General features: G+C 58.6%; 31 protein-coding genes and 2 pseudogenes. 14 read left to right on the forward strand and 19 right to left on the reverse strand.

Going from position 1 to position 25,007, the window contains the following annotated elements:
* Positions 1-138 precede the first annotated feature (138 nt).
* The 4 genes and pseudogenes from AC2YI2_RS18820 to AC2YI2_RS18835 all read left to right on the forward strand — a co-directional run bounded on the left by AC2YI2_RS18820 (position 139) and on the right by AC2YI2_RS18835 (position 2,672).
* Positions 139-584 (forward strand): annotated as a pseudogene (locus AC2YI2_RS18820) (DUF6766 family protein).
* Between the two features lie 151 nt (positions 585-735).
* Positions 736-1,353, forward strand: a complete 618-nt coding sequence (locus AC2YI2_RS18825) for a flavodoxin family protein (protein WP_487388009.1) — start codon at positions 736-738, stop codon at positions 1,351-1,353.
* Positions 1,354-1,384: 31 nt separating this feature from the next.
* Positions 1,385-1,585, forward strand: coding sequence for a hypothetical protein (locus tag AC2YI2_RS18830; protein WP_487388010.1), 201 nt, complete (start codon positions 1,385-1,387; stop codon positions 1,583-1,585).
* A gap of 4 nt (positions 1,586-1,589) precedes the next feature.
* Complete coding sequence (locus tag AC2YI2_RS18835) at positions 1,590-2,672, forward strand: DNA topoisomerase IB (protein ID WP_487388011.1); 1,083 nt, start codon at positions 1,590-1,592, stop codon at positions 2,670-2,672.
* Between the two features lie 337 nt (positions 2,673-3,009).
* On the opposite strand, the gene AC2YI2_RS18840 is transcribed toward AC2YI2_RS18835, so the two are convergent.
* The 10 genes and pseudogenes from AC2YI2_RS18840 to AC2YI2_RS18885 form a co-directional block, all read right to left on the reverse strand.
* The gene (locus tag AC2YI2_RS18840; RefSeq protein WP_487388012.1) at positions 3,010-4,020 is read right to left on the reverse strand and encodes a YihY/virulence factor BrkB family protein; all 1,011 of its coding nucleotides are present in this window, start codon (positions 4,018-4,020) and stop codon (positions 3,010-3,012) included.
* Positions 3,998-4,510 (reverse strand): DUF3833 family protein, encoded by a 513-nt coding sequence (locus AC2YI2_RS18845; protein WP_487388013.1) that lies wholly within the window; start codon positions 4,508-4,510, stop codon positions 3,998-4,000. Before AC2YI2_RS18845 ends, AC2YI2_RS18840 begins: the two co-directional genes overlap by 23 nt.
* Complete coding sequence (locus AC2YI2_RS18850) at positions 4,501-4,947, reverse strand: pyridoxamine 5'-phosphate oxidase family protein (RefSeq protein ID WP_487388014.1); 447 nt, start codon at positions 4,945-4,947, stop codon at positions 4,501-4,503. The genes AC2YI2_RS18845 and AC2YI2_RS18850 overlap by 10 nt, the downstream gene beginning before the upstream one ends.
* 170 nt (positions 4,948-5,117) lie before the next feature.
* On the reverse strand, positions 5,118-5,933 hold the full coding sequence (nadE, locus tag AC2YI2_RS18855) for an NAD(+) synthase (protein ID WP_487388015.1): 816 nt from the start codon (positions 5,931-5,933) through the stop codon (positions 5,118-5,120).
* A gap of 10 nt (positions 5,934-5,943) precedes the next feature.
* Positions 5,944-6,366 carry a low affinity iron permease family protein gene (locus AC2YI2_RS18860; RefSeq protein ID WP_487388016.1) on the reverse strand — a complete coding sequence of 141 codons (423 nt, stop codon included), beginning with the start codon at positions 6,364-6,366 and terminating at the stop codon, positions 5,944-5,946.
* A gap of 352 nt (positions 6,367-6,718) precedes the next feature.
* Positions 6,719-7,146, reverse strand: a pseudogene (locus AC2YI2_RS18865) (SDR family NAD(P)-dependent oxidoreductase); the annotation flags it as partial.
* 120 nt (positions 7,147-7,266) lie between these two features.
* The gene (locus AC2YI2_RS18870; RefSeq protein ID WP_487388017.1) at positions 7,267-7,812 is read right to left on the reverse strand and encodes a YidB family protein; all 546 of its coding nucleotides are present in this window, start codon (positions 7,810-7,812) and stop codon (positions 7,267-7,269) included.
* Positions 7,813-7,957: 145 nt separating this feature from the next.
* Positions 7,958-8,149 carry a hypothetical protein gene (locus AC2YI2_RS18875; RefSeq protein WP_487388018.1) on the reverse strand — a complete coding sequence of 64 codons (192 nt, stop codon included), beginning with the start codon at positions 8,147-8,149 and terminating at the stop codon, positions 7,958-7,960.
* Positions 8,150-8,233: 84 nt separating this feature from the next.
* A complete protein-coding gene (locus AC2YI2_RS18880; RefSeq protein WP_487388019.1) occupies positions 8,234-8,830 on the reverse strand; it encodes a hypothetical protein in 597 nt (198 codons plus the stop codon).
* A 30-nt stretch (positions 8,831-8,860) separates the two neighbouring features.
* The gene (locus AC2YI2_RS18885) at positions 8,861-9,169 is read right to left on the reverse strand and encodes a PepSY domain-containing protein (protein ID WP_487388020.1); all 309 of its coding nucleotides are present in this window, start codon (positions 9,167-9,169) and stop codon (positions 8,861-8,863) included.
* A 170-nt stretch (positions 9,170-9,339) separates the two neighbouring features.
* Here AC2YI2_RS18885 and AC2YI2_RS18890 point away from each other — a divergent pair, with 170 nt between their 5' ends.
* Positions 9,340-9,624, forward strand: coding sequence for a hypothetical protein (locus tag AC2YI2_RS18890; RefSeq protein WP_487388021.1), 285 nt, complete (start codon positions 9,340-9,342; stop codon positions 9,622-9,624).
* Positions 9,625-9,887: 263 nt separating this feature from the next.
* On the opposite strand, the gene AC2YI2_RS18895 is transcribed toward AC2YI2_RS18890, so the two are convergent.
* Together AC2YI2_RS18895 and AC2YI2_RS18900 are read right to left on the reverse strand one after the other, a co-directional pair.
* The gene (locus tag AC2YI2_RS18895) at positions 9,888-10,730 is read right to left on the reverse strand and encodes a sialidase family protein (protein ID WP_487388022.1); all 843 of its coding nucleotides are present in this window, start codon (positions 10,728-10,730) and stop codon (positions 9,888-9,890) included.
* A gap of 280 nt (positions 10,731-11,010) precedes the next feature.
* Positions 11,011-11,406 (reverse strand): response regulator, encoded by a 396-nt coding sequence (locus AC2YI2_RS18900; protein WP_487388023.1) that lies wholly within the window; start codon positions 11,404-11,406, stop codon positions 11,011-11,013.
* 225 nt (positions 11,407-11,631) lie between these two features.
* Here AC2YI2_RS18900 and AC2YI2_RS18905 point away from each other — a divergent pair, with 225 nt between their 5' ends.
* The 6 genes from AC2YI2_RS18905 (at position 11,632) to AC2YI2_RS18930 (ending at position 15,744) form a co-directional block, all read left to right on the forward strand.
* Positions 11,632-12,132, forward strand: coding sequence for a YciE/YciF ferroxidase family protein (locus tag AC2YI2_RS18905; protein ID WP_487388024.1), 501 nt, complete (start codon positions 11,632-11,634; stop codon positions 12,130-12,132).
* A gap of 55 nt (positions 12,133-12,187) precedes the next feature.
* A complete protein-coding gene (locus AC2YI2_RS18910) occupies positions 12,188-12,847 on the forward strand; it encodes a DUF6766 family protein (protein WP_487388025.1) in 660 nt (219 codons plus the stop codon).
* Positions 12,844-13,815 carry an NAD(P)/FAD-dependent oxidoreductase gene (locus tag AC2YI2_RS18915; protein WP_487388026.1) on the forward strand — a complete coding sequence of 324 codons (972 nt, stop codon included), beginning with the start codon at positions 12,844-12,846 and terminating at the stop codon, positions 13,813-13,815. The genes AC2YI2_RS18910 and AC2YI2_RS18915 overlap by 4 nt, the downstream gene beginning before the upstream one ends.
* Positions 13,812-14,306, forward strand: coding sequence for a DUF4142 domain-containing protein (locus AC2YI2_RS18920; RefSeq protein ID WP_487388027.1), 495 nt, complete (start codon positions 13,812-13,814; stop codon positions 14,304-14,306). Before AC2YI2_RS18915 ends, AC2YI2_RS18920 begins: the two co-directional genes overlap by 4 nt.
* Entirely contained in the window at positions 14,293-14,889 is a 597-nt protein-coding gene (locus AC2YI2_RS18925; protein ID WP_487388028.1) for a cysteine hydrolase family protein, read from the forward strand. The genes AC2YI2_RS18920 and AC2YI2_RS18925 overlap by 14 nt, the downstream gene beginning before the upstream one ends.
* Positions 14,890-15,519: 630 nt before the next feature.
* The gene (locus AC2YI2_RS18930; RefSeq protein ID WP_487388029.1) at positions 15,520-15,744 is read left to right on the forward strand and encodes a hypothetical protein; all 225 of its coding nucleotides are present in this window, start codon (positions 15,520-15,522) and stop codon (positions 15,742-15,744) included.
* Between the two features lie 236 nt (positions 15,745-15,980).
* Here the strand turns inward: AC2YI2_RS18930 and AC2YI2_RS18935 are convergent, their stop codons facing one another.
* Positions 15,981-16,595: a transglutaminase-like cysteine peptidase gene (locus tag AC2YI2_RS18935; protein ID WP_487388030.1), complete on the reverse strand. Its 615-nt coding sequence runs from the start codon at positions 16,593-16,595 to the stop codon at positions 15,981-15,983.
* 133 nt (positions 16,596-16,728) lie between these two features.
* Positions 16,729-17,130, reverse strand: coding sequence for a DUF1236 domain-containing protein (locus AC2YI2_RS18940; protein ID WP_487388031.1), 402 nt, complete (start codon positions 17,128-17,130; stop codon positions 16,729-16,731).
* Positions 17,131-17,496: 366 nt separating this feature from the next.
* On the opposite strand from AC2YI2_RS18940, the gene AC2YI2_RS18945 reads away from it, so the two are divergent.
* Complete coding sequence (locus AC2YI2_RS18945) at positions 17,497-17,856, forward strand: hypothetical protein (RefSeq protein ID WP_487388032.1); 360 nt, start codon at positions 17,497-17,499, stop codon at positions 17,854-17,856.
* 713 nt (positions 17,857-18,569) lie between these two features.
* Here AC2YI2_RS18945 and AC2YI2_RS18950 read toward each other — a convergent pair.
* Positions 18,570-18,803: a hypothetical protein gene (locus AC2YI2_RS18950; RefSeq protein WP_487388033.1), complete on the reverse strand. Its 234-nt coding sequence runs from the start codon at positions 18,801-18,803 to the stop codon at positions 18,570-18,572.
* A gap of 681 nt (positions 18,804-19,484) precedes the next feature.
* On the opposite strand from AC2YI2_RS18950, the gene AC2YI2_RS18955 reads away from it, so the two are divergent.
* Together AC2YI2_RS18955 and AC2YI2_RS18960 are read left to right on the forward strand one after the other, a co-directional pair.
* On the forward strand, positions 19,485-19,967 hold the full coding sequence (locus AC2YI2_RS18955) for a DUF2231 domain-containing protein (RefSeq protein ID WP_487388034.1): 483 nt from the start codon (positions 19,485-19,487) through the stop codon (positions 19,965-19,967).
* Positions 19,960-21,450, forward strand: coding sequence for a PQQ-dependent sugar dehydrogenase (locus AC2YI2_RS18960; protein ID WP_487388035.1), 1,491 nt, complete (start codon positions 19,960-19,962; stop codon positions 21,448-21,450). Before AC2YI2_RS18955 ends, AC2YI2_RS18960 begins: the two co-directional genes overlap by 8 nt.
* 450 nt (positions 21,451-21,900) lie before the next feature.
* Here the strand turns inward: AC2YI2_RS18960 and AC2YI2_RS18965 are convergent, their stop codons facing one another.
* The 4 genes from AC2YI2_RS18965 to AC2YI2_RS18980 form a co-directional block, all read right to left on the reverse strand.
* The gene (locus tag AC2YI2_RS18965) at positions 21,901-22,176 is read right to left on the reverse strand and encodes a hypothetical protein (protein WP_487388036.1); all 276 of its coding nucleotides are present in this window, start codon (positions 22,174-22,176) and stop codon (positions 21,901-21,903) included.
* Positions 22,177-22,545: 369 nt separating this feature from the next.
* Positions 22,546-23,316, reverse strand: coding sequence for a class I SAM-dependent methyltransferase (locus tag AC2YI2_RS18970; protein ID WP_487388037.1), 771 nt, complete (start codon positions 23,314-23,316; stop codon positions 22,546-22,548).
* Between the two features lie 33 nt (positions 23,317-23,349).
* Positions 23,350-24,204: an alpha/beta fold hydrolase gene (locus AC2YI2_RS18975; RefSeq protein ID WP_487388038.1), complete on the reverse strand. Its 855-nt coding sequence runs from the start codon at positions 24,202-24,204 to the stop codon at positions 23,350-23,352.
* A gap of 51 nt (positions 24,205-24,255) precedes the next feature.
* Complete coding sequence (locus tag AC2YI2_RS18980; protein WP_487388039.1) at positions 24,256-24,837, reverse strand: glutathione S-transferase N-terminal domain-containing protein; 582 nt, start codon at positions 24,835-24,837, stop codon at positions 24,256-24,258.
* Positions 24,838-25,007: the final 170 nt, after the last annotated feature.

Here is a 25,007-nt window from a genome sequence, read left to right on the forward strand (position 1 = left end):
AACCCAGAACAATTCTGATGTCCGACCCGGTGACCGAAGTGTGGTAGTCGAGCGACACCTTCGTCGGGAACCGTACGGAAGCCGAGTTGCTGGAACAGCGGCCGCTGGTGTGACGTTCATCGCTCTGCACTACCGGACTTGGCTTCACTCCCGATAAGGACGGGCGGCGTTCCTCGGACCCTCTATTCCTATCCGCTGGGCCTCACACCTCATATACTTTTCGCGCTGAGCTTTGTTCTGCATCTGGGTGAGAGCGCCGCCGCCCGGGCAGCCGACGCGCTACTTCATCATCAACCTACGCCCAAGATCTCCGGTCACCTGGCGAGCGCGCAGTCTGGTTCGAGTCCTTTCATAACTGGCAGTCGGAATTCCTGTCCACCGTGGTGGTCGTCGTCCTCTCGATCTTCCTAAGGTTTAGGGGACCGTCGGAATCCAAACCCGTGGCCGCGCCCCCAATCGGAAACAGGGTCTTGATGACGTACGACGCGGCGGTCGTCGACGGGATGGTCGAGCCTTCGTTTTCGACACGCTATATTCCGTGCTCGGCCTCATCGACGACCGCGCGCGGATCGTGCGCTGTCTGAGGCAATCCGCAACTGAACGCAGGCATTCGTTCTCGGCTTTGTGCCGTAGTGGTCGTTGAATGCCCTGAAGCGATCGACGTCGGTAATCAGAAGGGAACCGCCCCGCGCGCGGCAAGTTCTATCGTCCATACCAGTCGAAAAGGACCCTCGTATGCAGCTCAGAGCCATCGCGTTCAATTCCACCCTCAAGTCCAGCGTAGCTCAGGAAAAATCCTCGACCGACAGAATGCTTCAACTGATCGCCGACGAGCTCAAGAAATTCGATGTCGAGACGGAGATCATTCGACTTGCCGATTATAACGTCAAGCCTGGTGTGACGTCGGATGAGGGCGAGGGCGACGCTTGGCCTGCGCTGCGGCAAAAAGTGCTCGACGCGCAAATTGTCCTTTTGGGTACTCCTATCTGGCTCGGTCAGCCCAGCAGCATCGCCAAGCGCGTAATGGAACGCATGGACGCCTTTCTGGAAGAGACAGATGACCAGGGCCGGATGGTGTCCTATGGCATTGTCGCCGGGGTGGCCGTCGTCGGCAATGAGGACGGCGCGCACCATGTATCGGCCGAGGTCTACCAGGCGCTGAACGACGTCGGCTTCACAATCCCGGCTAACGCGGTCGCTTACTGGGTAGGCGAGGCAATGGGATCGACGAACTTCGTAGACCTCGAGGAGGTGCCCGAAGTTGTTATCAAAAGTGTACAGACGCTGGCGCGCAACGCGGCCCACTTGGCTCGCTTGCTGGCGAACGACGAGTATCCCGGCGAAACGAAGTAACAGCAGCTGAAGCCAATCAATGGAGGACATCGTGACATCTAAGAAGCAAGTCGAGGCCGACGCCCGAGGCCAGTACGCCCCATCGCAAGCCGATCCCGAGAGCGATGGCGTTGCCAATGCGATCCCGACCAAGGTTGTCCACTACGACGACGCCACACTCTACAAGTCCGGAAAGAAGCCGTCGCCCAACCCTGGGTTCGACATCCGGACGCAAACTAGCAAGCGAGACTGACGTCATGCATCAAGTCGATCTCGTGGAAGGTATGGCGCTTGTGACCAGGGATTTGCCGCAAGCGGTCTTCCAGGGCTCGGGTTTGGTCTATGCATCGTCGCTTGAAGGCGGGATTACCCGAAAGCCCGGCAAGAATGGGTTCCTTTATTTCGACGCTAGCGGCAACCGCATCCGAGACCCTCAGGAACTCGCCCGGTTTTCGGCGATGGCAATTCCGCCAGCCTACACCGACGTTGTGATCTCGCCCGACCCGAACGCTCATCTCCAAGCAATTGGCGTCGATGCGAGAGGGCGTAAACAGTACCGCTATCACCCAGATTGGTCCGCCGAGCGCGGCAGGGCAAAATTCGAAAAGCTGGCTACGTTCGCGAACTGTCTTCCCGAGATCAGGGAGCGTGTCGACCGTGACCTGGCTGTCAGGAAGCCGAGCTACGAAAAGGCGCTGGCGACCGTCGTGCATCTCATGGACAACCTTTACATCCGGGTGGGCAACGCCAGTTACGCCGCCGAGAATGGTTCTTTCGGTCTCACCACGTTGCGCAACAGGCATGTGAAGATCGAGGGCTCTGTCGTCAGATTCCGCTTCCGCGGGAAGTCCGGAAAAGTATGGAATGTTGCCCACAATGACAGGCGGCTCGCGGGAGCGCTCAAACGCATTCAAGAGTTACCGGGACAGAACCTCTTCCAATACATGGACGACGATGGGATCGCCCGCCAGCTGAGTTCGCAGGACGTCAACGACTATATCCGGGAGGCGTCGCGCGGGGACTTCACCTCGCGCCAATTCAGGACCTGGGGAGCAACCTGCATGGCAGCGTTCTCCTTGGCCGCCGTTGAAGCCGCGGCGAGCCCGCGCGAGCGAGCGCGACAGATGAATGCGATCATCGACCAAGTCGCCGCCAAGCTCGTGAACACGCGCTCAGTCTGCCGCAGTTCGTACATCCATCCACGGGTATTCGAAGACTTTGAAGCCGGAACGTTGAGGGAACTGGTCAAGCTTGGGAAGACACGAAGCCCACGCCTTCTCGACTGGATGGACGAGGACGAGATTTGCGTCCTCAAGTGGTTGACAAGGTCGACCGCCTGACCATCCAAAAGCGGCCATCCGAGCCACCCATTGACCAATCTGAGTGCTGGCGGCGCGCAATCCGATCCCTGCGGACCGAGTTCTGTCGTCCTTCATCCCAGTCATTGTGTACCGTTGACGGCTCCTGTGTTCATTTATCCTTGCTAACACGCGAGGAGCGGCGACGCTGGCCGAACGTGTTTTCCCATCAACGCGGCGACGTTACTGGCCGACGTCGCAAGAGCCATCGAGCACATCTAATCTCTGGAAGTCGGCGTGTCGTCCAAGATCGCCCTCGACCGCGACGGACGTTCCCTGCAAGCAGCCTCCGCTTTGCTTAGACATGTTGCGAGCCCGATCAGTCGTCAGCGGCTTTGCCGAGCGTGTCCGCCATCTCCGCACCGCGCTCGCCCATAGGCACTGGGGGCCCTGTCGTGGAGTCACACTTTGTCTGGTGTTCGAGTTCGGCGTTCAGCTCCGCGCCGACAATCAGTATGACGACCGACAACCAAATCCAGATCATGAAGGCGACCAGCGCACCAAGGGTGCCATAGGTCGCGTTGTAGGTGGCGAAGTTGAGCAGGTAGATTGAGAACCCAGTGGTGGTTAGTGCCCACGCGGTGGCGCTGAAGGCAGCGCCCCAGGTCAGCCAGCGGAACTTCGCCTTTTCCCGACTAGGACCATAGCGATAGATGATAATTGTCGCCGCGCCCGTTATCAGCAAGATCGCTGGCCACCGTGCCACCCGTGCCAGTGTCTCGGTCCAAGCGTCGAGGTAAAGCGCTTTCAGGATTTCGGGTACGACGCCGACAAGTGCCACCAGTACGACCAAGGTCAGTATGGCCGCAAGTGTAAAGGTGAATGCCAGCCAAGTAACGTTGACGAAGCTTCGCTTTTCGACTTCTCCGTACGCCACATTCATGGCATCGAAGAGCGCCTTGACGCCGCTGGTGGCGCTCCAGAAGGCGATCATCAAGCTTGCCAGGAATGCGAGACTGAGTTCGGAGCGTCCTTTGTGGGCCAAGGCGTCAAGCTGCGGGACGAGGAGGTCGTAGGCCCCGGGCGGCAGGACATCGCCAAGGAAAATCATTTGCATTGCCAAATCAGATGGGTCGGTCAGCAAACCGTAGATCGACACGAGGACGCCCATTCCAGGGAAAATCGCGAGCACAATGTAGTAGGTGACGCCCGCGGCGATGAGAGTAACCCGGTCAGCAAGCACCTCGCTGTAAACGCGCCACAAGACGTCGCGCAGCCCCCGGGCGGGAATTTCGGAAGGCGCTTCTGCGAGTCGGCCACGGCCGTCGTCCATTGCTTCCGCGTTGGCTGGATTGAGCGAGAGGGTCTCAGCTTTCGGCACCATCGTCATTGCCGTTACTCCCGGTGAGTTTTCGATAGAAGGCGGAAAGCCGCGCCACCTCGATCCCGAGTTTCGTGATCGAAGCGGACGCACAGAGCACGTCCGGCTCGATCAACCAGAACCAGTCATCGAAGCCCAATGTCGTCGTGTCGCCGTCCTTGTTGGGCACATCGCGAGAGTACCGCCAATGGAAGGCATTGCCGAGCTGCTCGCCCTTGGCAGATCCGTCGATCGATGCCTCGAAACCCTCGTATTCAACATCCGACTTCTTTAGGATCGACCAATTGAGCGCGTCGGAGCGGCCGTCGTGGAAACGGTAGAACTCGCTCATCGTTAGCGTGCTTGTGTTCGGGTCCCAGTGACCCTGAGTGTCAATCTTGAAAGAGTTCTGAAAGCCCCCAAATCTGCCCACTGTGTATCCCCAACCCTTGAGTCGCCCCGAGAAAAATTGTTCGAGAAGCAGCGCAGGAGTCTTTTCGTCGAAGTCTCTTATATCCACGATGGCACCTCTGGCGACCGAGATGACTTCGGTGTCCTCGCCGTCCTAATACTTGATACGGGCCATGTGGATTTGATCCGAACAAACCCGACGCCCTGTTCGAGCCGCGGCTCGAGTTCTTCGACCCAAAGTTCTTCGAATGCCGCCTTGTCCTTAATGATGGATGCCTGATCGTTGACGACCGTGAAGATGCCAGTCTTTCCAAGCAGGCTAGGGCATGCAGACAGCGAGAGGTTCACTTGGGGATCACCGGTAGTCGCGGCGACCTTGCGAGTATCCTCATACGAGAAGATCCAGAACTCGTCGTGATATTCGACATCGCCGTTGTTGTTTATCGGACGGATCGATAGTCCGCCGTCACCCTCGCCGGTTGACGGCATGAAAAAATGAGTCCTGTGGATCCCATTGGACAGGTCTTCGGGGGACAGGGAGGGCATCGAGCATCTCCTTCTGGGTGCCGGCAACAACGATGGTCCGATAGCCAAAGTTCCGCCCATGCTCACGCAAGGAGTGCCGATTCCATGTCGGAATGACGGGTAGCGCGGAGGGATTACGATAGCCTACCTCGACAAGCGTCGTCCAAGGACGACCTTCCACATCGATCCGTCTAAGGTCCCGCAGGCAAAGCCCGCTTATGCGCCGACGCTTTGCACATGGCGAGAATACGTTCCCGCGCGCTGGGATCAACCTCCTTGCCTTCCAGGAAGTCGTCGATTTGTGCATAAGTGACCCCGAAGGCCTCCTCGTCAGGGCGCAGCGGCGCGTTGGATTCCAAGTCCGCCGTAGGAACCTTGTAGACCAAGTTCGCTGGTGCGCCCATCGACTCCGCCAAGGCGCGAATGCGCCGCTTGTTGAGGCCCGTCAGCGGCACAACGTCCGCGGCACCGTCTCCGAACTTGGTGAAGAAGCCCATCAATGCTTCCGCAGCGTGATCCGTGCCGATCACCAATCCTCGGACCGCACCCGCGATCGCGTATTGGGCGATCATGCGCTCGCGAGCTTTTATGTTGCCGTGATGGAAATCTTGGCCGCAGGAGCGGAATAGGTCTCCGGCTTCCCTCGCCACCTCTGACATCATCGCATCTGCCGCTGCCTTGATGTTGATTGTGACCACGCGATCCGGCTGGATCGCGTCCAACGATGCTTGAGCATCTCCTTCGTCCGCTTGCACACCGTAAGGAAGACGGACGGCGATGAATTCGGCGTCTACGCCGTCGCCTCGTAGTCGGCGCACGGCCTCCTGTGCCAGCATAGCCGCGGTCAAGCTGTCTACGCCGCCGCTTACGCCGAGGACGTAGGCCCTCGCTCTGCTTCCTGTCAGGTAATCTGCAAGAAAGCCAATACGACGTTCACGCTCCGCCTCGACGTCGAATTCGCTGGCGATACCCAGCTCTGCGATAATCTTACGTTGATCGTCCGTCATGACCGTTCCCTCAATGCGCGCGCGCCGCGCGCAGACCCGTCTCGGACATTTCCTCGGCAATCTTCTCGTGGCAGTTTTCGTTGCCGGGGCACTTCTCGTCAATAAGCTTCCTCAGTTCGCGCAATTCCGCCTCGTCGAGCTTCTCTATGCCAATGAAGCGGTTCTCGGCCCGTTTGCTCGCGAAGATCAACTCGTCCAACTTGGCCTGCAGAGCCTGTCCGTCACGGTTCTGCGAATTCTGAAGCACGAAGATCATCAGGAAGGTGACGATCGTCGTGCCCGTATTGATCACCAACTGCCAGACCTCAGAATACCCGAAGAAAGGTCCCGCCGCCGCCCAAAGGCATATAACGAGCACGGCCGTGACAAATGCCCCCGGTTTGCCGACGGCATGCGAAACTGAATGGGCGAAACGTGCGAACAACTTTGACATCCGATACTCCTTGGGGAACGCGGAGAGAAACCGCGAAGACTAGGATCCGTTCCCGTACGGTATAGAACCGTCGAGTATGTTGGGGGTTGTCGCAGGTTCGCACTGATCTGGTGGGTGCGTGGGGAAGAAATCGAAACTACGAAGGATCGCCCGACAACTATGTCCGCTCCATCAGGTGGCCGCGCTGCCGTACCGGCGATCTTCCCACTCCGCGTCAAAAGGATCACGATTAGGTACAAGAGCTTAAAGATCGCAAGCGCAAATAGCTGAGCGCCGAGGAAGCCGCCGAAAGATTGGATGATGACGGCCGCTTCGTCTGTTGGTTAAGCGTTACGTCGATGCGCTGCGGCCGTCAGAACGCTTGTGCTTGCCCGATACCCGGTTCCGCCATCTTCCGGTGTTGCTCGGCGAACATTTCCGCCGGGGCCCCTTCGCAGAGGCCGCCATCGCCTTGTTCTTGAAGCCGCTGACGACATCGCCTTCGCGATCCATCATGGCATCGTAACCGACGCGGGCGACATCGCCGGATCGTCCTTCTGCCCTGGCCGACGCTTGTATCGACCATGTTGGTTCGCTCGGAGAACTTGGTGTCCGTCGCACTAGGCATGTGACGGTAACGCCGCTGTCCTTGAGCTCATCGCCGAGCGCAAAGGAGAACGAATTCAGATAGGCTTTGGTCGCGTTATAGACCCCCTGGAAGCTTCCCGCCATGAAACCCGCGATCGAACCGGTAATCAGGATACGGCCCGAGCCTTGGTCACGCATGATGTTGCGGGCAGCACCTAACCGAAGCGGCCGAATTGGGCGTCAGGACGATCCGCTGGGCGATTGGTCGGACATCGCTGGAAATTTAGCTAACGAGCGCGGCCAATACCGTCCGCGCCCATTGACGCCGCCCGATCAGGCCATGCGGCCCACAGTCGGCACCGAGGACCGACCGGGCGTACCCGCCTCATCGAATGCCTGTGCCGTGGGGATCGTGCCGTCCGGAGTCAAATCATCAACGGCGTTAGGTAGATCGCGCGACAAGCGCTGCAGGATTTCTTCCTTGGAGAGGCCTGTCTTCTGCATGAGTTCGTCGAGTACATCGTCGCCAAGCGCCTGTGACAGTTCATGGTCCTGAATGCCCTCGTTGGGTCCGGTCTTGACCCATGTGTCCGCCCGGTCGCCGAGGCCATTCTGCCGGAAAGCATCGAGCAGTCCACCGAGACCGCCACTGAGGACACCGCCGGGTGAGCTGCCGCCCAGAAGTCCTCCCAAGCCGCCATTCGCCAACCGTCCGAGAATGCCGCCGAGACCGTCCTGAGCCTGGCTGACGGTACCATCGGGGCTTGAGGACTGGGGATTTTGGAGGCCTTTCAAGACTTCGGCGATCTTGTCGCGGTTCTGGTAGCCTGCCATTGCGAGGACCGCCAGGAGAGCGGTGAGGTTTGCACGGGAAGACATGTTGCGGCTCCTTGAAATTTCGTTTTCTCTGAAGTGACCTGCCAACGTCCCTTCGTAGGGAAAGTTCCGACAGCGTGGGAGATATGCAAGCGAGCTGAAGAGGTGGGACATCGAAGCTCATCAGGCCACTGGAGCCATTGCGGTACTACGCTTCGGCGATAGGGCTTACATCACCCATCGTTGTCTTCGCTCGCCGGATGATCTCGTCATCCGCCATATCGACGAACTCGTCGCCGCGGAGTTCAACTTCGATTGTCTGACCATCTTTTCCGATGAACTCGACGCACGCGCCTGGAGGCGTCCTGCGGTGAGATACCTTGATGTTCACAATGTCCATTGCGTTGCTCCGGTTCACGGTGGCTGGGCGTCTACATAGCTGGAGAGGACAACCGCCGCCGGGAAAGCCCGGCGGCGGCGGTGATCAAACGCGAGGATAGCGCCGGCGCTCCTCTGCGACCTGGTCGGCCGAGTAGGGATCGTGAGCTGGGTCGAATCCCTTCCAGCCGCCCTCTTCGTAGGTCCGACGGCGGAGCGCCGGGTCCACCCAATTAGAACCCTTGAGGATCGCTTCTGCTTCGGCCTGGCGGGTTTCATCGACGCGCGCGGTTACCAATGTACCGCCACGACGTACTCCCTCGGCATAGACATGAGCGTCGGCTTCGGAGACGCCGGAGTCCGTAAGTGCACCGATAAGACCACCCGTCGCACCGCCTACTACTGCGCCTGCTACGGCACCCGCCGCCGTGGCGGCGAGCCAGCCCGCTGCGACGACTGGACCAACGCCGGGGATCGCCAGCAGGCCAAGGCCCGTTAGAAGGCCGCCCGCGCCGCCGACAGCGGCACCGATCCCAGCCCCAGTGCCAGCCCCTTCGGCGGCGTCGTTGTCATCCTTGTAACGGCCGTCGCTGTTGTTCGAGACCAGCGAAATGTCGGAAGAGGGGATGCCCGCGGCTTCGAGGCTGGAAACGGCTGCACCGGCGTCGCTATAGGTATCGAAAAGTCCTGTGACTGTTTTCATAGTTCTAATCCTTGTTTCTGAAATCGACGGTTATTGCGCGACGACGTTGCCCTGATAATCAAGGCCGACGGACATGGATTTGCCGCCCTTTGATGCCGTGGCGCGCCAGATGCCCTTGTCGTCGAGCTTGAGCGCACCGACGTCTGTGTAGCCAGCGTCAGCGATGCGGGCCTTGGCTTGGTCTTCGGTGAAGCTGTTTTCACCTTCGACTAGGACCCCAGCATTCTTCGTATCGGTGGTCGTGACGGCAGGCGTTTCGCCCTCGGTAGTCGTGGTTTGCGCGTACGCATGGATAGAGAAGGCGCTAATCAGCGCCGCGGCGATGAATGTCTTTTTCATTGATTTTTCCTCGTAGTCAGGCCAGGGTGGCCGTGCTCCAAAAACACGGCAAGCGTGATAAGGTTCCGTGCTATCAGACTGAACGAAAACAAGATTCGTCATCTCGATTTCAATGTGATGTCTGATAATGCAATCGGGAACGACGAGTCAGCATCGCCAGAAAGGCGAACGTGAACGTCCCCTCCGATGCGACGAAGAAACCGATCGTCGTTCTGCTCCGCGAGGATGTCGACAACTGCGTTGCAGGGACGTCGAAGCCACTCAATTCCCGAGGCACGGGCCGCGCTCGGGACCGGATCGGTTTCCGTTATGGTCACCGATGTCCACGTACCGGAAGCAGAATCCTTGGCAACGCGGCCGTGATCAGCAAACCCCATATTGATGCGGAGCTGATCTCGCTCATTAAAAAATGGCTCGGTAATGTGCGCGTCGCGGAACGAACGATGTCACGTTGACTTGAGGGGAAATGAACGCCCACAGATTGCGAAGCTCTCCGAGCCGATCGCCCTCGTCGTCGATGACGAGCCGCTTATCCTGATGGACACCCCCGACATGGTGGAGGAGGGGCATGCCACGTCAAAGCGTCGAGCGCCCACCGGCTCTCGAGTGCCTTCAATAAGCATTTGTCGCTCAAACTGCTCTTAACCGACGTGCATACGCCCGGAAAGATCGCCGGTTTCCAGCTGGCCCGTAAAATGGCCGAACGCTGGGCGTAAATTCATGTCGTCGTGGCGTCGGGAGCCGCTAAGCCCAGGGAAGGCGACTCCCTGATGCGGCTCGCGGCAATATACCTCTCTCGGCCCGCGCCATCATTAAAATAGTAAACCACGACGACGGTCCCATCACCCGAGATCGTCGCCTTGGGATAGCCGATATCGGGTGTGCCACCGTCCGCACGCAACACTCTTTCTCCACTCCAAGACCTTCCGTCGTCGTTGCTCAGGGACATCCTCATCCCGAACGGGTCCGCACGACATCCGTAGAACAGGCCGAGGCCGCCATCTTCCAGCCGGACCAGAGCAGGAGGATTGCCGCCTTCGCCTGTGTTCTCGACGGCTTTCCCGGCAAATGCCCATGTGCCTCCAGCGTCCGACGAAATGAAGATTTCGACCGACCCCCGCTTGTTCCGGTCTGCGCAGCGTGTCGATGTGACGATTGAGCCGTCCGGCAACCGGAGCGACGACGGCATGATGCGATATCCCTCTGGCTCCGGACCAACAAATCCGATGAATTGAAAGGACAGTCCGCCGTCTTGCGTTCGTGCGCAGAACACGCGGCCTTCCTGGCCATCGGTCTTTGCCGTTGTCAGCATAAACAGTGCTTGCCTGCACCCAAGCGGCACGATGTCCGTGCGGGCGGCGACGGGGAGGTCAAGCCCTCTAAAGGCGTAAGGACCTTCCCAATGGCGTCCGCGAGATCGGCTGACATAGAACCAACCAACCGAATCCCTTCCCAGCCCGGTCCGAGCGCACATGACGATCGTTTCGGGGTCGGTGAAATCGAGGGGATCATCGAGAAGGGCAAGATCGCGCACTCGATCCAGCTGCGGCCGAATCTTCATCTCGATCTCGAGGTGCTCATCGGCCGAGAGCGAGGCACCGCCGGGCACATGCCCATGGAATGGCTCCGCTTTCCACGTCATGCCGCCATCGAGGCTGCGGGCCTGACAAGGCTTGAATGGATGTTCTCGATCGAGTTCGTGGATGTCGCCCTTTGGTCCCACGCGGCCGACCGCGAATACCGTCAATATCTCATCTTCCCACGCCCAGAGGCCGTAATTGGCGGGCCAGCCCGCGAAAGCGCCCGATCGACGAAAGACCTCATGATGGCTGACATGCACCTTAGCGCGCATGGCATCGGCCGCAATATTCTTCGATCGCCGCGTGGACCACATCCGGCGAAATCGGCTTGCCCATGAAGATTGCGGATGGCGGCAGATCGTCGTCGGCGGCCTGTGTGGCCCCGCTCGCAACGACGACACCGATATGCGACGAACGTCGGTTCACTTCCGAGGCAAGTTCGCTACAGTTCATCGCTCCACCCCTCTGGGTGTCGATAATGACCAACCGGAGTGAAGGGTGGTATTTTAGAAAGCGGTAGGCCTCGTCTGCGGTTCTGGCTTCGATAACGTCGAAGCCTTCGTCTGCAACCACATCGGCTGTGTCGATTTGGATGAGGGGTTCGGGGTCGACGACGAGGCCGACAGGTGGCGATGGTATGAGCTGTTCGTGAGGCATGCCTGAAAAAGGCAAGTCGAAAACGAAAGTTCCATACGGCGATGAACTCTCCGAGCCCTCATCCGATCTGATGGACGAGTGCTGGAATTTGAGTGGAGCCGCGGCGCGTGCGGAAACGTACTCAGCGTTTTAGCGGCGGAACAAAGAAAGAGCGGTTCCATTGAGTCGAGCCCGCAGCTGATGCGGCCTGCACCGTAATTGCCCCCCATTTTCAGGAGCGCTCCCATGCCCATAAAGACACTCGAAGACCTCTTCATCGACGGAGTGAAGGACATCTTTTACGCAGAGAAGAAAATTCTACAGGCACTCAAGAAAATGGGCCGAGGCGCAAAGAGCCCCGATCTCAAGGCGGCCTTCGACAAGCATCTGCAGGAGACCGAAATGCAGGTCGAACGCCTCGTCCAGGTCTTCGAGCTTCTCGGTAAGCCCGCCCGCGGCAAGACCTGCCCGGCCATCGACGGCATCATCGAAGAAGGCCAGGAGATTCTGGAAGAGTTCAAGGACTCAGAAGCGCTCGACGCCGGCCTTCTGGCAGCCGCCCAGGCTGTCGAGCACTATGAGATTGCTCGATACGGCACGCTGAAGTCCTGGGCCATGCAGCTGGGTCAGCAGGAAGTCGCCCAGATACTCGATGAGACACTGCTCGAAGAGACCAAGACCGACCAGGCGCTGACCCAGCTCGCCGAGGCCCAAGTCAACGCCAAGGGCAAGCAGAAGGCCGCTTGATTGAACAGGGTCGGGCGGATCGGCCCGCCCGACTCTTATTGTGGAGTTTGTTCGAATGCGGTTCCTCAGGGACAACGGCCTCACCATCGTCCTTGCCGCGGCGACTCTCGTCACCGCGGCCGGGATGATCTTCACGGGCCAATCGGTCTACAACGATGAGCTTACCGGCCACGGGGGCGATGCGCTTTCAGTCTGGCAGTATGTCGTCTCCGGCCATTTTCTCAGCGCGTTGTTCGAGAACTGGGAATCCGAGTTCTTGCAAATGTCTGCCTATGTAGTGCTGACCGCTTTTCTCTTCCAACGTGGTTCCGCCGAGTCCAAAGACCCCGACGAGTCGGCCCCTCAGGATGAAGACCCATCAGTGAGTCGGAACGGTCCTGGCGTTCCGGCTGCTGTTCGCATGGGTGGTTTGCCGAGGACACTGTATTCCTATTCATTAGGCATCACGCTTTTCCTGCTGTTCCTCTTGAGCTTCGTACTTCACGTGCAGGAAAGTACTGTGGCACAGGCCCGGGAAGCACTGCTTCATGGACAACGTGCACCGACCACGATGGAACACCTGTTCAGCGCACAGCTGTGGTTCGAGTCTTTCCAGAACTGGCAGTCAGAATTCCTGTCGACTGCCGTCGTCGTCGTGCTGTCGATCTTTCTGCGCTTCCGAGGTTCGCCCGAATCCAAACCCGTCGCAACTCCTCATTCGGAGACCGGCGCATGAGCACACCTATGTATGACGTAGCTATCGTCAGCGGAGGTCCGGCAGGACTGACGGCGGCGCTTTTCCTCGCGCGCTATCACATGTCGGTATTGCTTGCGGACTCCGGCGAGAGCCGCGCTGCACTCATTCCCATGACGCGCAATCAGCCCTTCTGGCCCGACGGAATCAGCGGCGTGGCCCTTCTCGACCGGATGTGGGAGCACGTGTCGCGATATCCCGTGGATTGCCACAGGGCGCATGTCAGAGGCCTCTCGAAGTTACCAGAAGGCTTTGAGATTGAGCTGGGCGAGGTGGCGGTGCAAGCCAAATCGGTATTGCTGGCCACCGGAGTTGTAAACAGACGTCCCGCCATACCCGACGACGATCATGCCACCGCCGTACGATGCGGGCTACTACGGTATTGCCCTATCTGCGATGGTTTCGAAGTGACTGACCGGAGTGTTGTCGTCGTCGGCGAGGGCGATCGACTGTTCGGCGAGGCCAAGTTCCTGCGGAGTTTCACTTCCTCGCTCGCGATAGGCTCTCAAGCCCAAGACCTTGACCTGACGCAAGCGCAACGCGACGAGCTTGCCCGCCTCGGCATCGAAATCATGGACGGGCATGTGTCCGAATATTTGCTGGCGGGCGACGCGATCCACCTCCGAGTCGGTGGCGCTCTTCGACGCTTCGATACAATGTACGCAGCGCTTGGCACCCTCATCCGGTCGGAACTCGCAGTCAAGCTCGGAGCACGGGTCACGAAGGAAGGATGCCTCGTCGTCGACGACCACCAGAGGACTTCGGTGCCGAGGCTCTACGCGGCCGGAGACGTCGTTTATGGTGTCGATCAGATCGCGTATGCGGTCGGCCAGGCCACTTTGGCAGCTACGACCCTAAGGAACGATGCCTGGGAACGTGTGCCAATGGTCCGCGGAGAAGGAACCTGTGATCCTTTGCCTTGTTATGGCGGCAGGAGGATCGACCCATGATCAAGACCACGACATTTGCCACTTTTTGCGTATTCATCGCCGCTTCCTGGGCCATCGGTGCGGAGATGAAAGCCACCGACTTCGCGACGAAGGCCGCACAGTCCGATATGTTCGAAATCGAGGCCGCGCACCTCGTTGCAGAAAAGGGCGTTTCCGACGAGGTCAAGGCATTCGCAGGCGGCATGATAAAGGACCATCACAAGAGCACCGAAGGCCTCAAGGAGGCCGCGGCAAAGGACAAGGTTGCTCTGCCCGCCGATATGGGCGCTGAACTGCGCAAGAAATTGGAGGCTCTAAAGTCTTTGTCCGGCCCTGCTTTTGACGCGGCGTATGTGTCCACGCAGGTCTCGGTCCACACCGACGCGGTTGAACTGTTCGACAAATTCTCCAAGGACGGCGAGGGCGGCGCCCTCAAGAGTTTTGCTCAGAAAATCTATCCCACGATCCGCATGCATCTCGTCAGGGTTCGAAATTTCAATGTCGAGCAGTAGCGGATCGACGTTAGGCAACTGGCGGCACATTTGCGTCGACATGCAGCGGATGTTTGCCGAGGACACGCCTTGGCACGTGCCCTGGATGCAGGAAGTCTCGCCCCAAGTCATCGAGGTTGTATCCGGTCACGCCAACCGAACAATTTTCACGAGATTCATGACTCCCAAAACCCCGGCGGAGGCGGTCGGCCAGTGGCGGCCGTATTATGAGAAATGGTGGGCTATGACGAGAGAGCACCTACCGCTGGAAATGCTCGAGCTGGTACCCGAGCTTGCCCGGTTTCTTCCACCAGCCCGGGTATTCGACAAGCTCACTTACTCACCCTGGATCGGTGGTGGCCTGGATTTGATGTTGCGAAGAGACGCGGTCGAGACGCTGGTAATCACGGGAGGTGAGACAGATGTCTGCGTCCTCGCGACGGCGCTCGGCGGAATCGACCTCGGCTATCGGGTGATCGTCCTGAGCGACGCCGTGTGCAGTGGAGCGGACGAAACTCATGACGCCTCGCTGACCTTGCTGGGCGACAGGTTTTCGGTTCAGCTCGACCTCGTAACGACTGAGCAGTTTCTTTCTGTGCTTTGACGTCGGAGGGATCTTTGCCAACTGCTCGTGCTGGCGATCGAAATATGATCGTGGACTGGGAGTGCTCCAGCAGACGAAGAAGAATCCGTTCGTACAATTCGAATGCCGTCCCATTGTCGCGGCAACCCTAAATTAGCGTTAGATACCGCTCGGTGCGAATCTGATCGCTCCCGGATTTGCGACGATCTTCGCGTTGAGGGCGGTGGCTGTGTTGTTCATGTTCACGGCGGCGGACCGCAACCGCATCCGTTCGCACCGTGTGCGCGGAAAACGATGGCGACGCATTCAAGCGCGGTATCGCTTAATCCCACATGCCCGGACATTCCCATGCATGACCCCCATCAACCGGGAGGATGGTTCCACCCGTGCTCTGGCAGCCGGCCGGCGGACGCGACGTCGATCGGCGTGATTGTGCCCAGGACAATAGAGCTTCATCGACTGCCGCCAAAGGTCGTCGAGATCGTGCCGGCCTATCGCGAGCACCTGTGCTTCATCTTCGCGGACGGCACGATCGTAATCGTCGATCCGACAGCTACGAGGCGGCTCATATCGTCTCGGTCTGACGTTAAGTTTGGAACTTCAACCCCTTGCGAACATTACAATATCATCAACCCCGAAAGGAGATTTCTGATGAAAAGGACCCTCGCAATCGCCCTCGCGGCAACCTTCACCACGGCCACGCTGGCCTATGCCGACAGCGTCACGATCAGGCAGACCGATCCCGAACCCACGAACTCGATCGTGATCAAGGAGAAACAGGACCCCGATCTGATCATCAAGAAAAAGAAGAAAGTCGTGATCAAGCAAGACAACGATCCGGACGTGACCATCAAGGGTTCGATCAACGTCGATTGATGCCATCGCCCGCTCGCGGACCTTCTGCGAGCGGGCTTCTTTTCATGAAGCGAGAATCCCATACAGAAAACGTCCCGCCCAAAGCTCCGACCGATGGCCATTGCTGTCGCGACCGCATTCATCGCCAAGCTCAATCTTGCTTTCCGCCACCAAGATGGGTTCGCCCACCGTCTCGGGTTATGGCGTCAACGCCTCGGTCGATGGCGACAGCCTGACACTCACAAGGTTGGCAGTCGTTAATCCTTGATGGCGGCCACGGGAATGTCTGCCACGGGCTGGTCGATCTGGACCCATTGTCCCGCGTCCACAGAGGACTGGCGTTTTTGCAAGCGGTAGGGTGTCTGCCACCAACGCCTCACCCGATCGTCCAGATTGTCGAGCACGAAATCGCCCTCGGAGGTCCGAACCGTCAGAATCGCGTGACCCGAGCCGTCGTGTTTCTTGACCACGGTAATCAGGAGATTGGATTCCCGAAACCCGAGCGCCTTTAGCTCTCGCTTTTTCAGGAGTGCGAAGTCTTCACAGTCACCAGCCGATCTTGGATACGTCCACCATTCCGGCTTGCCATAATATTCCTCGTCAGTGACCTGGATGATCTTCGCATTCACCTTTTCGTTCACGTCGATGATGACATGCCATGCCACCTCGGTGAGACGTGCCGGTTTTCCAACGGAGATCGTCGGTCTGCACTCGGACGGGTGTGTCTTGCAGAAATAGTAATGGCCAACAGGCTGCGGTACTCTGCCGCCTGTCTTCATGGATGCATTGTGCTCCGCAATTCCGTCGGCACCAAGTGCTGCGGTCGCCGTGCAACCGATCGACGCCGCGATGAGAATGGATTTGAAGCTCAACATTCACCCCGAGTGCTAATCAAGACAACGCTTGTCAGCCTCTCGGGGCAAGATGCCGCAATCGCAAGAAATTGGAGTACGGCCCATTCTGATGTTGTTGGAACGGACCTCGGTGGTCCCATCCAACTCCAAATTACTCGATGATCTTGACGATTGCGCGATTATCCCTCTGGACGATCACGCGGCGGTCATTGATGACCGTGTATGCATAGACTTCGTTATCGGGGACCGCCTCGAGGACGACGTCATCCGGAAGCGTGTTGCCGACAACGATCTTTTCCTTCACCACGTACTTCTGAGCAGGAACCGGACGTTCCTCTACGTAGGTCACGACCTGCTTGGGCGGCGGGTCGAGGGAGGCTCCGGCGATCATGCCGAGCGCGCCGCCGATCACAGCGCCGACCGGACCACCGACGATGGCGCCGGTGACGGCACCGCCCGTGCCGGTCACGATGGCTGCGTCGTCGTCAGCGTAGGCCGGGATCGAGATGGTGGAGAGAGCCATGCAAGTGGCGATGATGAGGGTCTTCTTCATGTTCGGATTCCTTTCCGTTGTCTGAAGTGCCACCCCAACGCTCCTTGAAGACGCTGGTTCCACATAAAGGCCCTGCGTCCATCTTGATGACGAGTATCAACTTACAACACAACATCTGGGCGATACTCTTCTGAAACACCGAGAATCTTGGAAATCAGGTTATCTCGTGGAACTCTTGTGGAGGTTTCTAAGTTCGTGTCCGACAACATCGTCCCAAACCAATCAGGAGTGAGAAATGAACCAGATAATTTGGATTGTGGGAGCCGTCGTAATCGTTCTGGCCATCCTGGGCTTTTTCGGCCTGCGCTGACCAAAAAGACCGCATTGGTCGCCTGACAGAGGCCGCGAGTTCAATGGAGCTTTGTGATGGATAAATTCGAAAACACAAACGGAGCAGTCCCGAAAACAGAATTCGAGCGATCGATCGCACGTGCGGCGTCCGCTGACCCGACATCTCGGACCGCGAGCAAAGTTCCGCCGCTGGTCGATGGTCGCGGGAGTGCGCTGAATTCAGACTCCATGGCTGACGACCAACTAGAAGCGTTGAAGGTTGAGCTTGAGAACATTAAGCAGTCGGTTGCAAAGATAGCGGCAACGGCGCGGGGAGTGGCGACGGAGAAGGTGGATGTCACAGTCGCCGATGTCGAGGAGGCGTTGCGGAAAAACGTCTTCGCCTCGGTCGGCGTGGCCGCGTTGATTGGCTACCTGTGGGGAAGGACGCGCTAACGCGCTCGCTTGAGGGGCAAGTTTAGCGCACTCATCACCGATATCGATCTTGGGCCGCTACCGTGGTTGGGGCTCGCTCGCAGGGAAAAGGGTACTCTCTCCTAGCATCATGATCGTCTACGCAAGCGGCCGTTGCGTCATCGATTGGCCGCGTGACGGCGTGTCTTACAACGGGATGCTTCAAATTCGACGCTGCAACATTGGCAATCTAAGGCTTGAGATATGGGGCGAAGACCTTTGATCGGAACCCCAGGTCACCTTCAGCATTAAGGCGGCAAATCATCGTTTCATAGCGAGGTTGCTATGCCCGAGCAGAAACAACAAACCCAACTGCAGTCCCACCATCAACACGCCGAGGGGGAAAGCCGCGCGCACCCCGCGACCGATACAAATCCCTTACCGATTGATGGGCTTCTGCTCTCGATGCGCCAACTGCAGCAAATGCCCGCACGACATTGTGAACCGGTACGCTAACCCACGGAACCCGACCAGCGGCGCGGCGCTAATCGCTTCCGACTGGGAGTTCATGAGTGAGATTGATGTGGAGCATCCGCCGCCCCAAGAGAGCTTGAACAGGCGCGCTGATCGTTGATGGCCGACGAACCTTCAGCTGCTGTCAGTTTCTTCGCTCCAGGCCAATCACATGGGGCCCGACATGTACACTTAGCGTCAGCCAACGCCTACATCAACCTCAGCTTGATCGGCTTTGCCTGTTAGGGGAATGAACCAGGTGAGCTACCGGATGTCTCCTCAATGGACCGCCTGATCGCGCTGAGAATGAACTTCACCAGGCCTCCGTCGGCCGCACGTGACAGCTCGGAATTACTGATACCCGCCTTTGATGCATCGACCATCATCTGTTCGAGTAGTCTTGGAGCGTCCGTCACCTGAGTTCCACTGTGAACATATTGGGCCTTCCAGCGCGTGAGGAATTGTTCGACCGTCATCAGTTCGCCTCCGTTTGCCAGACGAACCCCCACCGAGGGAAAAGGTTGTTTAGACGGGCGTCCAGAAATCGTTCCTGGAAACCGGGGACGCGTGTCGGACGAATGCGAAGCTCATTTCAACGCGGGCGCAGAACGAACCTCGGTGGCGGACTGACCGGCTTGGGCGGAGCTGGCCTGCCGATACAATTTCCGCGTTTTGCCAATGAGTAGGGCGGTCCTCGGGTCGGCCAAAATTGCCGTGTCGACAGTTCGACCCAACTCAAGGCGGCCTTTACGATAGCGGGGGTGCTTTCACATCGTCCATGAAATCCTACAGCGATGTTTGTCGTCGGGAACTGCGAAGCGGTCACAGCGCTTAAGGTGTTGCTGACACTACATGGGAACTGAATGTGGGCGCCGGTCTATCGATCCGAACGACCTGTCCCTGTGGTTTTCTCACTCTTCTTGCCAGCTGTTCCAACGAGCCCTCGGCGCTAAACCCTGCCTACCCATCGCTGCGCAGTCTCAGCGGAGGCTATATCCGGAACCAACTCCGGCTTCTCCGCGATGGCGCCCGTGGCGGCGGAACCTATCGCGACCTGATGGCGCGTGCCGTAAAGGATCTCATCGACGCGGATGTAGAAGCGTTGGCGCACTACTTCGACGATCGCGGGATGACCGGTAGCGTCCGGTGATCGCACAATGTTCAGGGAACCTTTCGTTGCGCCGCGCGTAAGGATTGATCATCAGCCCAGCTCCGGTAATCCAATGACTTTTCAAACAGTACCCGCGACGACACCACCGGGAGAATTGGTCCAAAGATACCTGTTGTCTTTTCCCGTAGCCTGCTTTTCCCTCACCGTCATTACGGACATCGCCTATTGGCAGACTTCGAACCTTCTCTGGCTCCACTTCTCCGAGTGGCTGCTTTTTGCAGGAGTGGTGTTCGGCGTATTGGCAGGCGTCGTGGCTGGCATACGAAGTATTGGGGGTGCGTCAGGGCTAGCCTGGCTCAATATTCTGGGCTGGATCGCTGTTCTCGGCTTAGCCATCCTGAACAGTCTTATTCACACTGCGGACGGCTGGACGGCGGTCGTTCCCTGGGGGATCACGACCTCCATTCTGACGCTGATTTTGATGATGGTCGTGGCCCTCCTTAGTCGCAGGGGGCCAGAAAATGTGTAGAATTGCCATTCCCGCGATCGCTGTAAGTTCATGTCTCTTGCTTTTCGGATGCGGCGACAATGGCGATTTCGATGTGACGCGGCAACTGGGGACCGATCCGGTACTGCCCGAACCATCTCAGAGCCTGTTGCCCGATCTTAAAGTCGCCGAAGTGGTCGGTTGGAAGGATGGCCAGAGCCCAAAAGTTCTGGATGGATTTGTCGTATCCGCATTCGCGAAGGACCTCGCAAACCCTCGCACGGTGCATACACTGCCAAACGGTGACGTGCTCGTGGTTCAATCAAAAGCTCCGGAGGGCAAACCGCTTAACCGACCCAAGGACATCATCCGGGGGTGGATCATGAGCATAGCGGCGGGAGGCGGAGGCGGGGCCAAGGAGACCAATCTCATCACCCTTCTACGCGACACTGATCGCGACGGCGTCGTCGATGAGCGTACCGATATCCTCAAGGGACTGAACTCGCCGTTTGGCGTCGCTTGGCACGATGGAACGCTCTACGTCGCGGCCGCGGACGCCATCCTCGCCTATCCGTATCAATTGGGCGGCGGCGCCATCATCGATAAGGCGACAGTCCTGACGCCACTTCCGGGCGGTCCCATCAATCATCATTGGACGAAAGACCTTGCATTGGGCCCGGATGGGCGGTTCCTCTATGTTTCGATAGGGTCAAACTCCAACGCGGGCGAGCGCGGCTTGGAAGCCGAGAAGGGACGCGCGGCGATCTGGCAGGTCGATCGGGTAACTGGGGCGGCTAAGGTCTTTGCATCGGGTCTCCGAAACCCCAACGGACTGAACTTTCACCCTGAGACCGGCGAACTCTGGACCGTTGTCAACGAGCGTGACGAACTCGGGCCCAATCTTGTTCCGGATTATCTTACCTCTGTGAAGGAGGGCGGCTTCTATGGCTGGCCGTGGAGTTATTACGGTCAGCATGTCGATCCACGGGTCCATCCGCAGCGGCCGGACCTCGTCAAGATGGCGCTCGAGCCGGACTATGCCCTGACAAGCCACGTCGCTGCACTCGGACTGGCCTTCAGCAACGATTCTGCGCTGCCGGCCGACTTCCGTGAAGGAGCATTTGTCGGAAATCGCGGCAGTTGGAACCGCAATGCTTTCAATGGCTACAAGGTTATTTATGTCCCATTCAAGCGCGGGAAACCTTCAGGTAAAGCACAGGACGTCGTGACCGGCTTTATTGAAGGAGACGAAGCGCGGGGTCGGCCGGTGGGTCTCTCAATCGACGGAACTGGCGCCTTGCTCATCGCTGATGATGCCGGCAATACAGTCTGGCGCGTGGCCGCGGCTGACGGTTCCAAAACCCCAGCACCTATTTCATCGGACAGGGTATCCGTGCCTGCCAACGCGATTAAACATGATGGGATCAACGACGAACGGCCAACGGATGAAGAAGGCTTAGACCCTTTGGCTGTGCCATCCCAAACGGACATCGCGCCCGCGGTCTCACCCGAAGACGGCAAATAGACTGGTCCGCGAATTGAGAACACATCTGCAAGATCGCGGCCTTTCGCTCGCTCAAATCTTCATCGAAAGATCCCGCTTCGGCTATAGGAACGGGTTGGACAAGAGTGCATTTCGGGTGACACGTTGCGAATACAGGAGTTCAGTGCTCGCCAGAAATGCGGAACATCTGTCGGATTTCGAGAGGCGCCTCCGTCGCCTACTAACGGTCGCGCAGGTTATGGATACTGTCCTGATCGTCGCCGGTACCCAATATCCGCCTCTGTGCAAATGCCCTGCTAGGTCTCGTCCCGGGTGCGGGCGATTTCGTCGGCGCGGCAATTAGCCTTGCGAACGTCAATGAGGCTCGGCGTCCCAAATGCACTCGCCCCAAGGTAGGAGGCCGTCCAACCTCATCACGCCCACAAAAAAGCCCGACATTTCCTGTCGGGCCGTTCTTTTCCATATAAGCCGTCAACGGCAAACACGAACGCGCTTTATTACCACGTTGCCGTAGTTGTTCACGCGCCTTACTTTTTTCGTAAAGCAGTCGTCCCGATAAACGACGCGCGGCGCCACATAGACGCGACGCGGCGCTACGTACACTCTCGCGCGCGGACGGACGACGACGGTCGCATGAGGGCGGTGCCAGCCGTTCTTGTACTTGACTATCGTATCTGCACTTGCCGTGGATGCGAATGAGACGACAGCAGCGACAGCTGCAACACCTGCGGTGATGATCTTCTTCATAATTTGATCCTCGTAGTTATTGTGGTGTCAGCTATCCAAGTCTTCTAGAGGCCAATCGTTCCGTTATGATCACTGATTGTGCGGAGCCGGACGTTGCCCGAAGACGGAGCGGGCCCGCCAATGCCGGCGAGCCCTATGACCGAACACGATCTAAGGGGACGACGAAGACCGCATTCACCCCATGTGTTCGTAAGTACACACTTGCGTGTGAACCAGTTGTGAACGCTCCGTTCATATCAGCTACGCCCGCCTGGACCGTGGCCCATTTTTTGCCCGCCTTCGTGGCGGGCCATTTCAGCAACAACAGGATCCCATGGGGCCTGTCGCAAATTTTCGAGGTTAACGCGCTGTTGACGACCATTGGAGTAATCAAGCAACCCTGCGGGCGGTAATGATCCACGCGCAGGAGTCGAAGAGTACGCCCTCCGGGGTCATATGCGCCTCCAGCAAATCGCGCAGCCGATGCAACACCGTTTCGGTCGCTTCCTCGGTTCGCGCGAGCATATCCTTCACAAGAAAGACGTCGATGAGTGCGTCATATGCGCTATCAACGTCCGGCCCATAGAAGACCGGTTCTCGCACGTCGGAAAATTCGATCGAAACAAATCCGGCCGCGCTGAGAAGTTCGGTGGTGAGGGTGGGGTCGCCAAGTGAAAACGCCTTGGCGGCATCTGCCGACTCGGCGGTCGCCGGCGCAAGGGTTCGCCGAATCGCGCCAGACCACGCATTGCGCTCCTGACCCTGCCACACCATCCACATAAGGCGCGCGCCGGGACGCATCGCGCGGGCGATATTGGCAAACGCCGCGGCCGGATCAGCAAAGAACATGACGCCGAACCGGCTGATGCAGAGGTCAAAGCTCGCGGTGGGAAACGCGTAGTGCTGGGCATCACCCTGCTCAAACGCAACGTTTCGCAACCCCGCTTCGTTGGCGCGTCGTCGGGCAACCTGGAGCATCTCCGCGGACACGTCGACGCCGGTCGCATGGCCTTCGACCGCGACACGGGCGGCCTCACGCGTCGATTGTCCCGCTCCGCAACCGATATCGAGCACACGGTCACCGATTCCAACGCTGGCGGCGGCGCGCAAATGCGCGTTGTGCAGCTTCAGTTCCGCGTCATAAAAGTCGGCAAGATCCAATGTCTCTACTCCCACTTGGTTTTGTCCAAGTCATTAGGTTCGTCTTCCGAGATGTTCATCGATAGCAGAAATGATCTCTCGCCAGTCCTGCGGATGAATTTCGTGGCCACCACCCTCGATCTTCACAAGCGTCGCTTCAGCGACCGTGCGCGCGAGGGCCTCACCGTGTGCCAACGGGAAAACCGGATCGGCTGTGCCATGAACGACAAGAAGCGGCACTTTCATCTCGTTGAGCCGGCCTTGCCATGTCTCGCCGATTTCAAAGAGGACGCTGTGGTTGGTGGCGCTGAGATAGCCCCCGGACCGGTCGAAATCCCGTTCGATGAAGGCTCGGGTCCCGGCTTCGTCGAAAGGATGTGCTGTTCCGGCCGTCAGGCGCGCGTCATCGACCAGATAACCGACCGCATCTGCCCGGTCCGACCAGTCGGCCTCCACGGCCATGTGTTCCATCCAGGCCTCGCCGCTCGGAGGGAAGTGCGAATTGTCCACCCCGACCGGCGAGGTGCTGATCGCCGTCAGGGAAAGAACCCGCTCCGGTCTCTTCAGTGCTGCCACCTGGCCGACCATGCCCCCGAGGGAAAAGCCGACCAGATGGACAGTCGAAATCCCATAGCCGTCGAGCACGCGAAAGACGTCATCGACGGCGTCGTCGAAAGTGTAGCCCGGCCGGCCGGGAGGATATTTCGTCGAAAGGCCGGTATCGCGCTGGTCATAGCGGATGACGAAGCGACCTTGCTCGGCCAAGCGCAGGCAGAAGCTCTCATGCCACCACAACATCGACGCCATTCCGCCCATGATCAGAATGACGGGCGGGTGCGACGGGTCGCCGAACGCTTCCGTTGCAATTTCCAGTCCGCTGCTGCGGATCACGCGATGACCTGTTTGCATCCTATCCTCCGGTTGGCTTGAGCTCTGTGCTGATTCTCACGGCAAGCGCGGTCAAGCCGATTCGCGTCGTTCTGCCTCCCGTACAGAGGGACGCGCCTCGATGCGGTCGACATAATCGCGAAAGCAACTGGCAAGCGGAAGCTCGAGTTCTAGCGCGCCACGCGCCAGCATAAAGAGGTAGGGGTCTGCCGCGGTGAAATTCTCGCCAAAGAGATAGTTCGCGCTCTCCAGCCTGCCGGCCAGAAGGCCGAAGCGCTGAAGAATCTCTTCGCGGAGAACCGCCTTCGATTCCTCGGACACCGAGAAGTAGATGGGAAAGCGCTTGTGAATCTCGCTGGCGAGGAAGCTCAGCATCTCGATGAGCCTGTATCGGCCGAGTTCGCCGCGCGGCGCGAGATTCGGAGCCCGGTCCGCTACCCAGGCAAGGATCGCGGCATTCTCCGTCAAAAGTTCTCCGTCGTCGAACATCAAGGCCGGGATGTAACCCTTGGGATTGATGTCCGTGTAGTTGCCGCCGCCTTCGACCTGCTTGGTCCAGATATCCACCTTGATGAGATCAAACCGAAGCCCGGCTTCAAGCATCGCGATGTGGTCGGCGATGCTGCTAAATCCGGGAGCATAGAAGAGTTTCATCCAACCAATCCTTCCTTGGTTTCATATGTCGATGGGTCCTGCCGCCCCGACGAAATCACAGAGAATCTGGCGCGCATCACGCGACGTCCGCATCTGTCCCATTGTGTTTCTAAGGTAGGGGGTGCCGCATCGGGCATCTTCAGTACGACTGGCTCGAAATACACTTTTGG

It is taken from the genome of Rhizobium sp. SRI_017 (assembly GCF_057586295.1).

Coding starts and splice junctions, on each gene's coding strand:
- AC2YI2_RS18825 (WP_487388009.1), top strand. CDS start 736: ATGCAGCTCAGAGCCATCGCGTTCAATTCCACCCTCAAGTCCAGCGTA.
- AC2YI2_RS18835 (WP_487388011.1), top strand. CDS start 1,590: ATGCATCAAGTCGATCTCGTGGAAGGTATGGCGCTTGTGACCAGGGAT.
- AC2YI2_RS18840 (WP_487388012.1), bottom strand. CDS start 4,020: ATGACGATGGTGCCGAAAGCTGAGACCCTCTCGCTCAATCCAGCCAAC.
- AC2YI2_RS18850 (WP_487388014.1), bottom strand. CDS start 4,947: ATGCCCTCCCTGTCCCCCGAAGACCTGTCCAATGGGATCCACAGGACT.
- nadE (WP_487388015.1), bottom strand. CDS start 5,933: ATGACGGACGATCAACGTAAGATTATCGCAGAGCTGGGTATCGCCAGC.
- AC2YI2_RS18860 (WP_487388016.1), bottom strand. CDS start 6,366: ATGTCAAAGTTGTTCGCACGTTTCGCCCATTCAGTTTCGCATGCCGTC.
- AC2YI2_RS18870 (WP_487388017.1), bottom strand. CDS start 7,812: ATGTCTTCCCGTGCAAACCTCACCGCTCTCCTGGCGGTCCTCGCAATG.
- AC2YI2_RS18875 (WP_487388018.1), bottom strand. CDS start 8,149: ATGGACATTGTGAACATCAAGGTATCTCACCGCAGGACGCCTCCAGGC.
- AC2YI2_RS18880 (WP_487388019.1), bottom strand. CDS start 8,830: ATGAAAACAGTCACAGGACTTTTCGATACCTATAGCGACGCCGGTGCA.
- AC2YI2_RS18885 (WP_487388020.1), bottom strand. CDS start 9,169: ATGAAAAAGACATTCATCGCCGCGGCGCTGATTAGCGCCTTCTCTATC.
- AC2YI2_RS18895 (WP_487388022.1), bottom strand. CDS start 10,730: ATGAAGATTCGGCCGCAGCTGGATCGAGTGCGCGATCTTGCCCTTCTC.
- AC2YI2_RS18900 (WP_487388023.1), bottom strand. CDS start 11,406: ATGCCTCACGAACAGCTCATACCATCGCCACCTGTCGGCCTCGTCGTC.
- AC2YI2_RS18905 (WP_487388024.1), top strand. CDS start 11,632: ATGCCCATAAAGACACTCGAAGACCTCTTCATCGACGGAGTGAAGGAC.
- AC2YI2_RS18910 (WP_487388025.1), top strand. CDS start 12,188: ATGCGGTTCCTCAGGGACAACGGCCTCACCATCGTCCTTGCCGCGGCG.
- AC2YI2_RS18915 (WP_487388026.1), top strand. CDS start 12,844: ATGAGCACACCTATGTATGACGTAGCTATCGTCAGCGGAGGTCCGGCA.
- AC2YI2_RS18920 (WP_487388027.1), top strand. CDS start 13,812: ATGATCAAGACCACGACATTTGCCACTTTTTGCGTATTCATCGCCGCT.
- AC2YI2_RS18925 (WP_487388028.1), top strand. CDS start 14,293: ATGTCGAGCAGTAGCGGATCGACGTTAGGCAACTGGCGGCACATTTGC.
- AC2YI2_RS18930 (WP_487388029.1), top strand. CDS start 15,520: ATGAAAAGGACCCTCGCAATCGCCCTCGCGGCAACCTTCACCACGGCC.
- AC2YI2_RS18940 (WP_487388031.1), bottom strand. CDS start 17,130: ATGAAGAAGACCCTCATCATCGCCACTTGCATGGCTCTCTCCACCATC.
- AC2YI2_RS18945 (WP_487388032.1), top strand. CDS start 17,497: ATGGATAAATTCGAAAACACAAACGGAGCAGTCCCGAAAACAGAATTC.
- AC2YI2_RS18950 (WP_487388033.1), bottom strand. CDS start 18,803: ATGACGGTCGAACAATTCCTCACGCGCTGGAAGGCCCAATATGTTCAC.
- AC2YI2_RS18955 (WP_487388034.1), top strand. CDS start 19,485: ATGTTCAGGGAACCTTTCGTTGCGCCGCGCGTAAGGATTGATCATCAG.
- AC2YI2_RS18960 (WP_487388035.1), top strand. CDS start 19,960: ATGTGTAGAATTGCCATTCCCGCGATCGCTGTAAGTTCATGTCTCTTG.
- AC2YI2_RS18965 (WP_487388036.1), bottom strand. CDS start 22,176: ATGAAGAAGATCATCACCGCAGGTGTTGCAGCTGTCGCTGCTGTCGTC.
- AC2YI2_RS18975 (WP_487388038.1), bottom strand. CDS start 24,204: ATGCAAACAGGTCATCGCGTGATCCGCAGCAGCGGACTGGAAATTGCA.
- AC2YI2_RS18980 (WP_487388039.1), bottom strand. CDS start 24,837: ATGAAACTCTTCTATGCTCCCGGATTTAGCAGCATCGCCGACCACATC.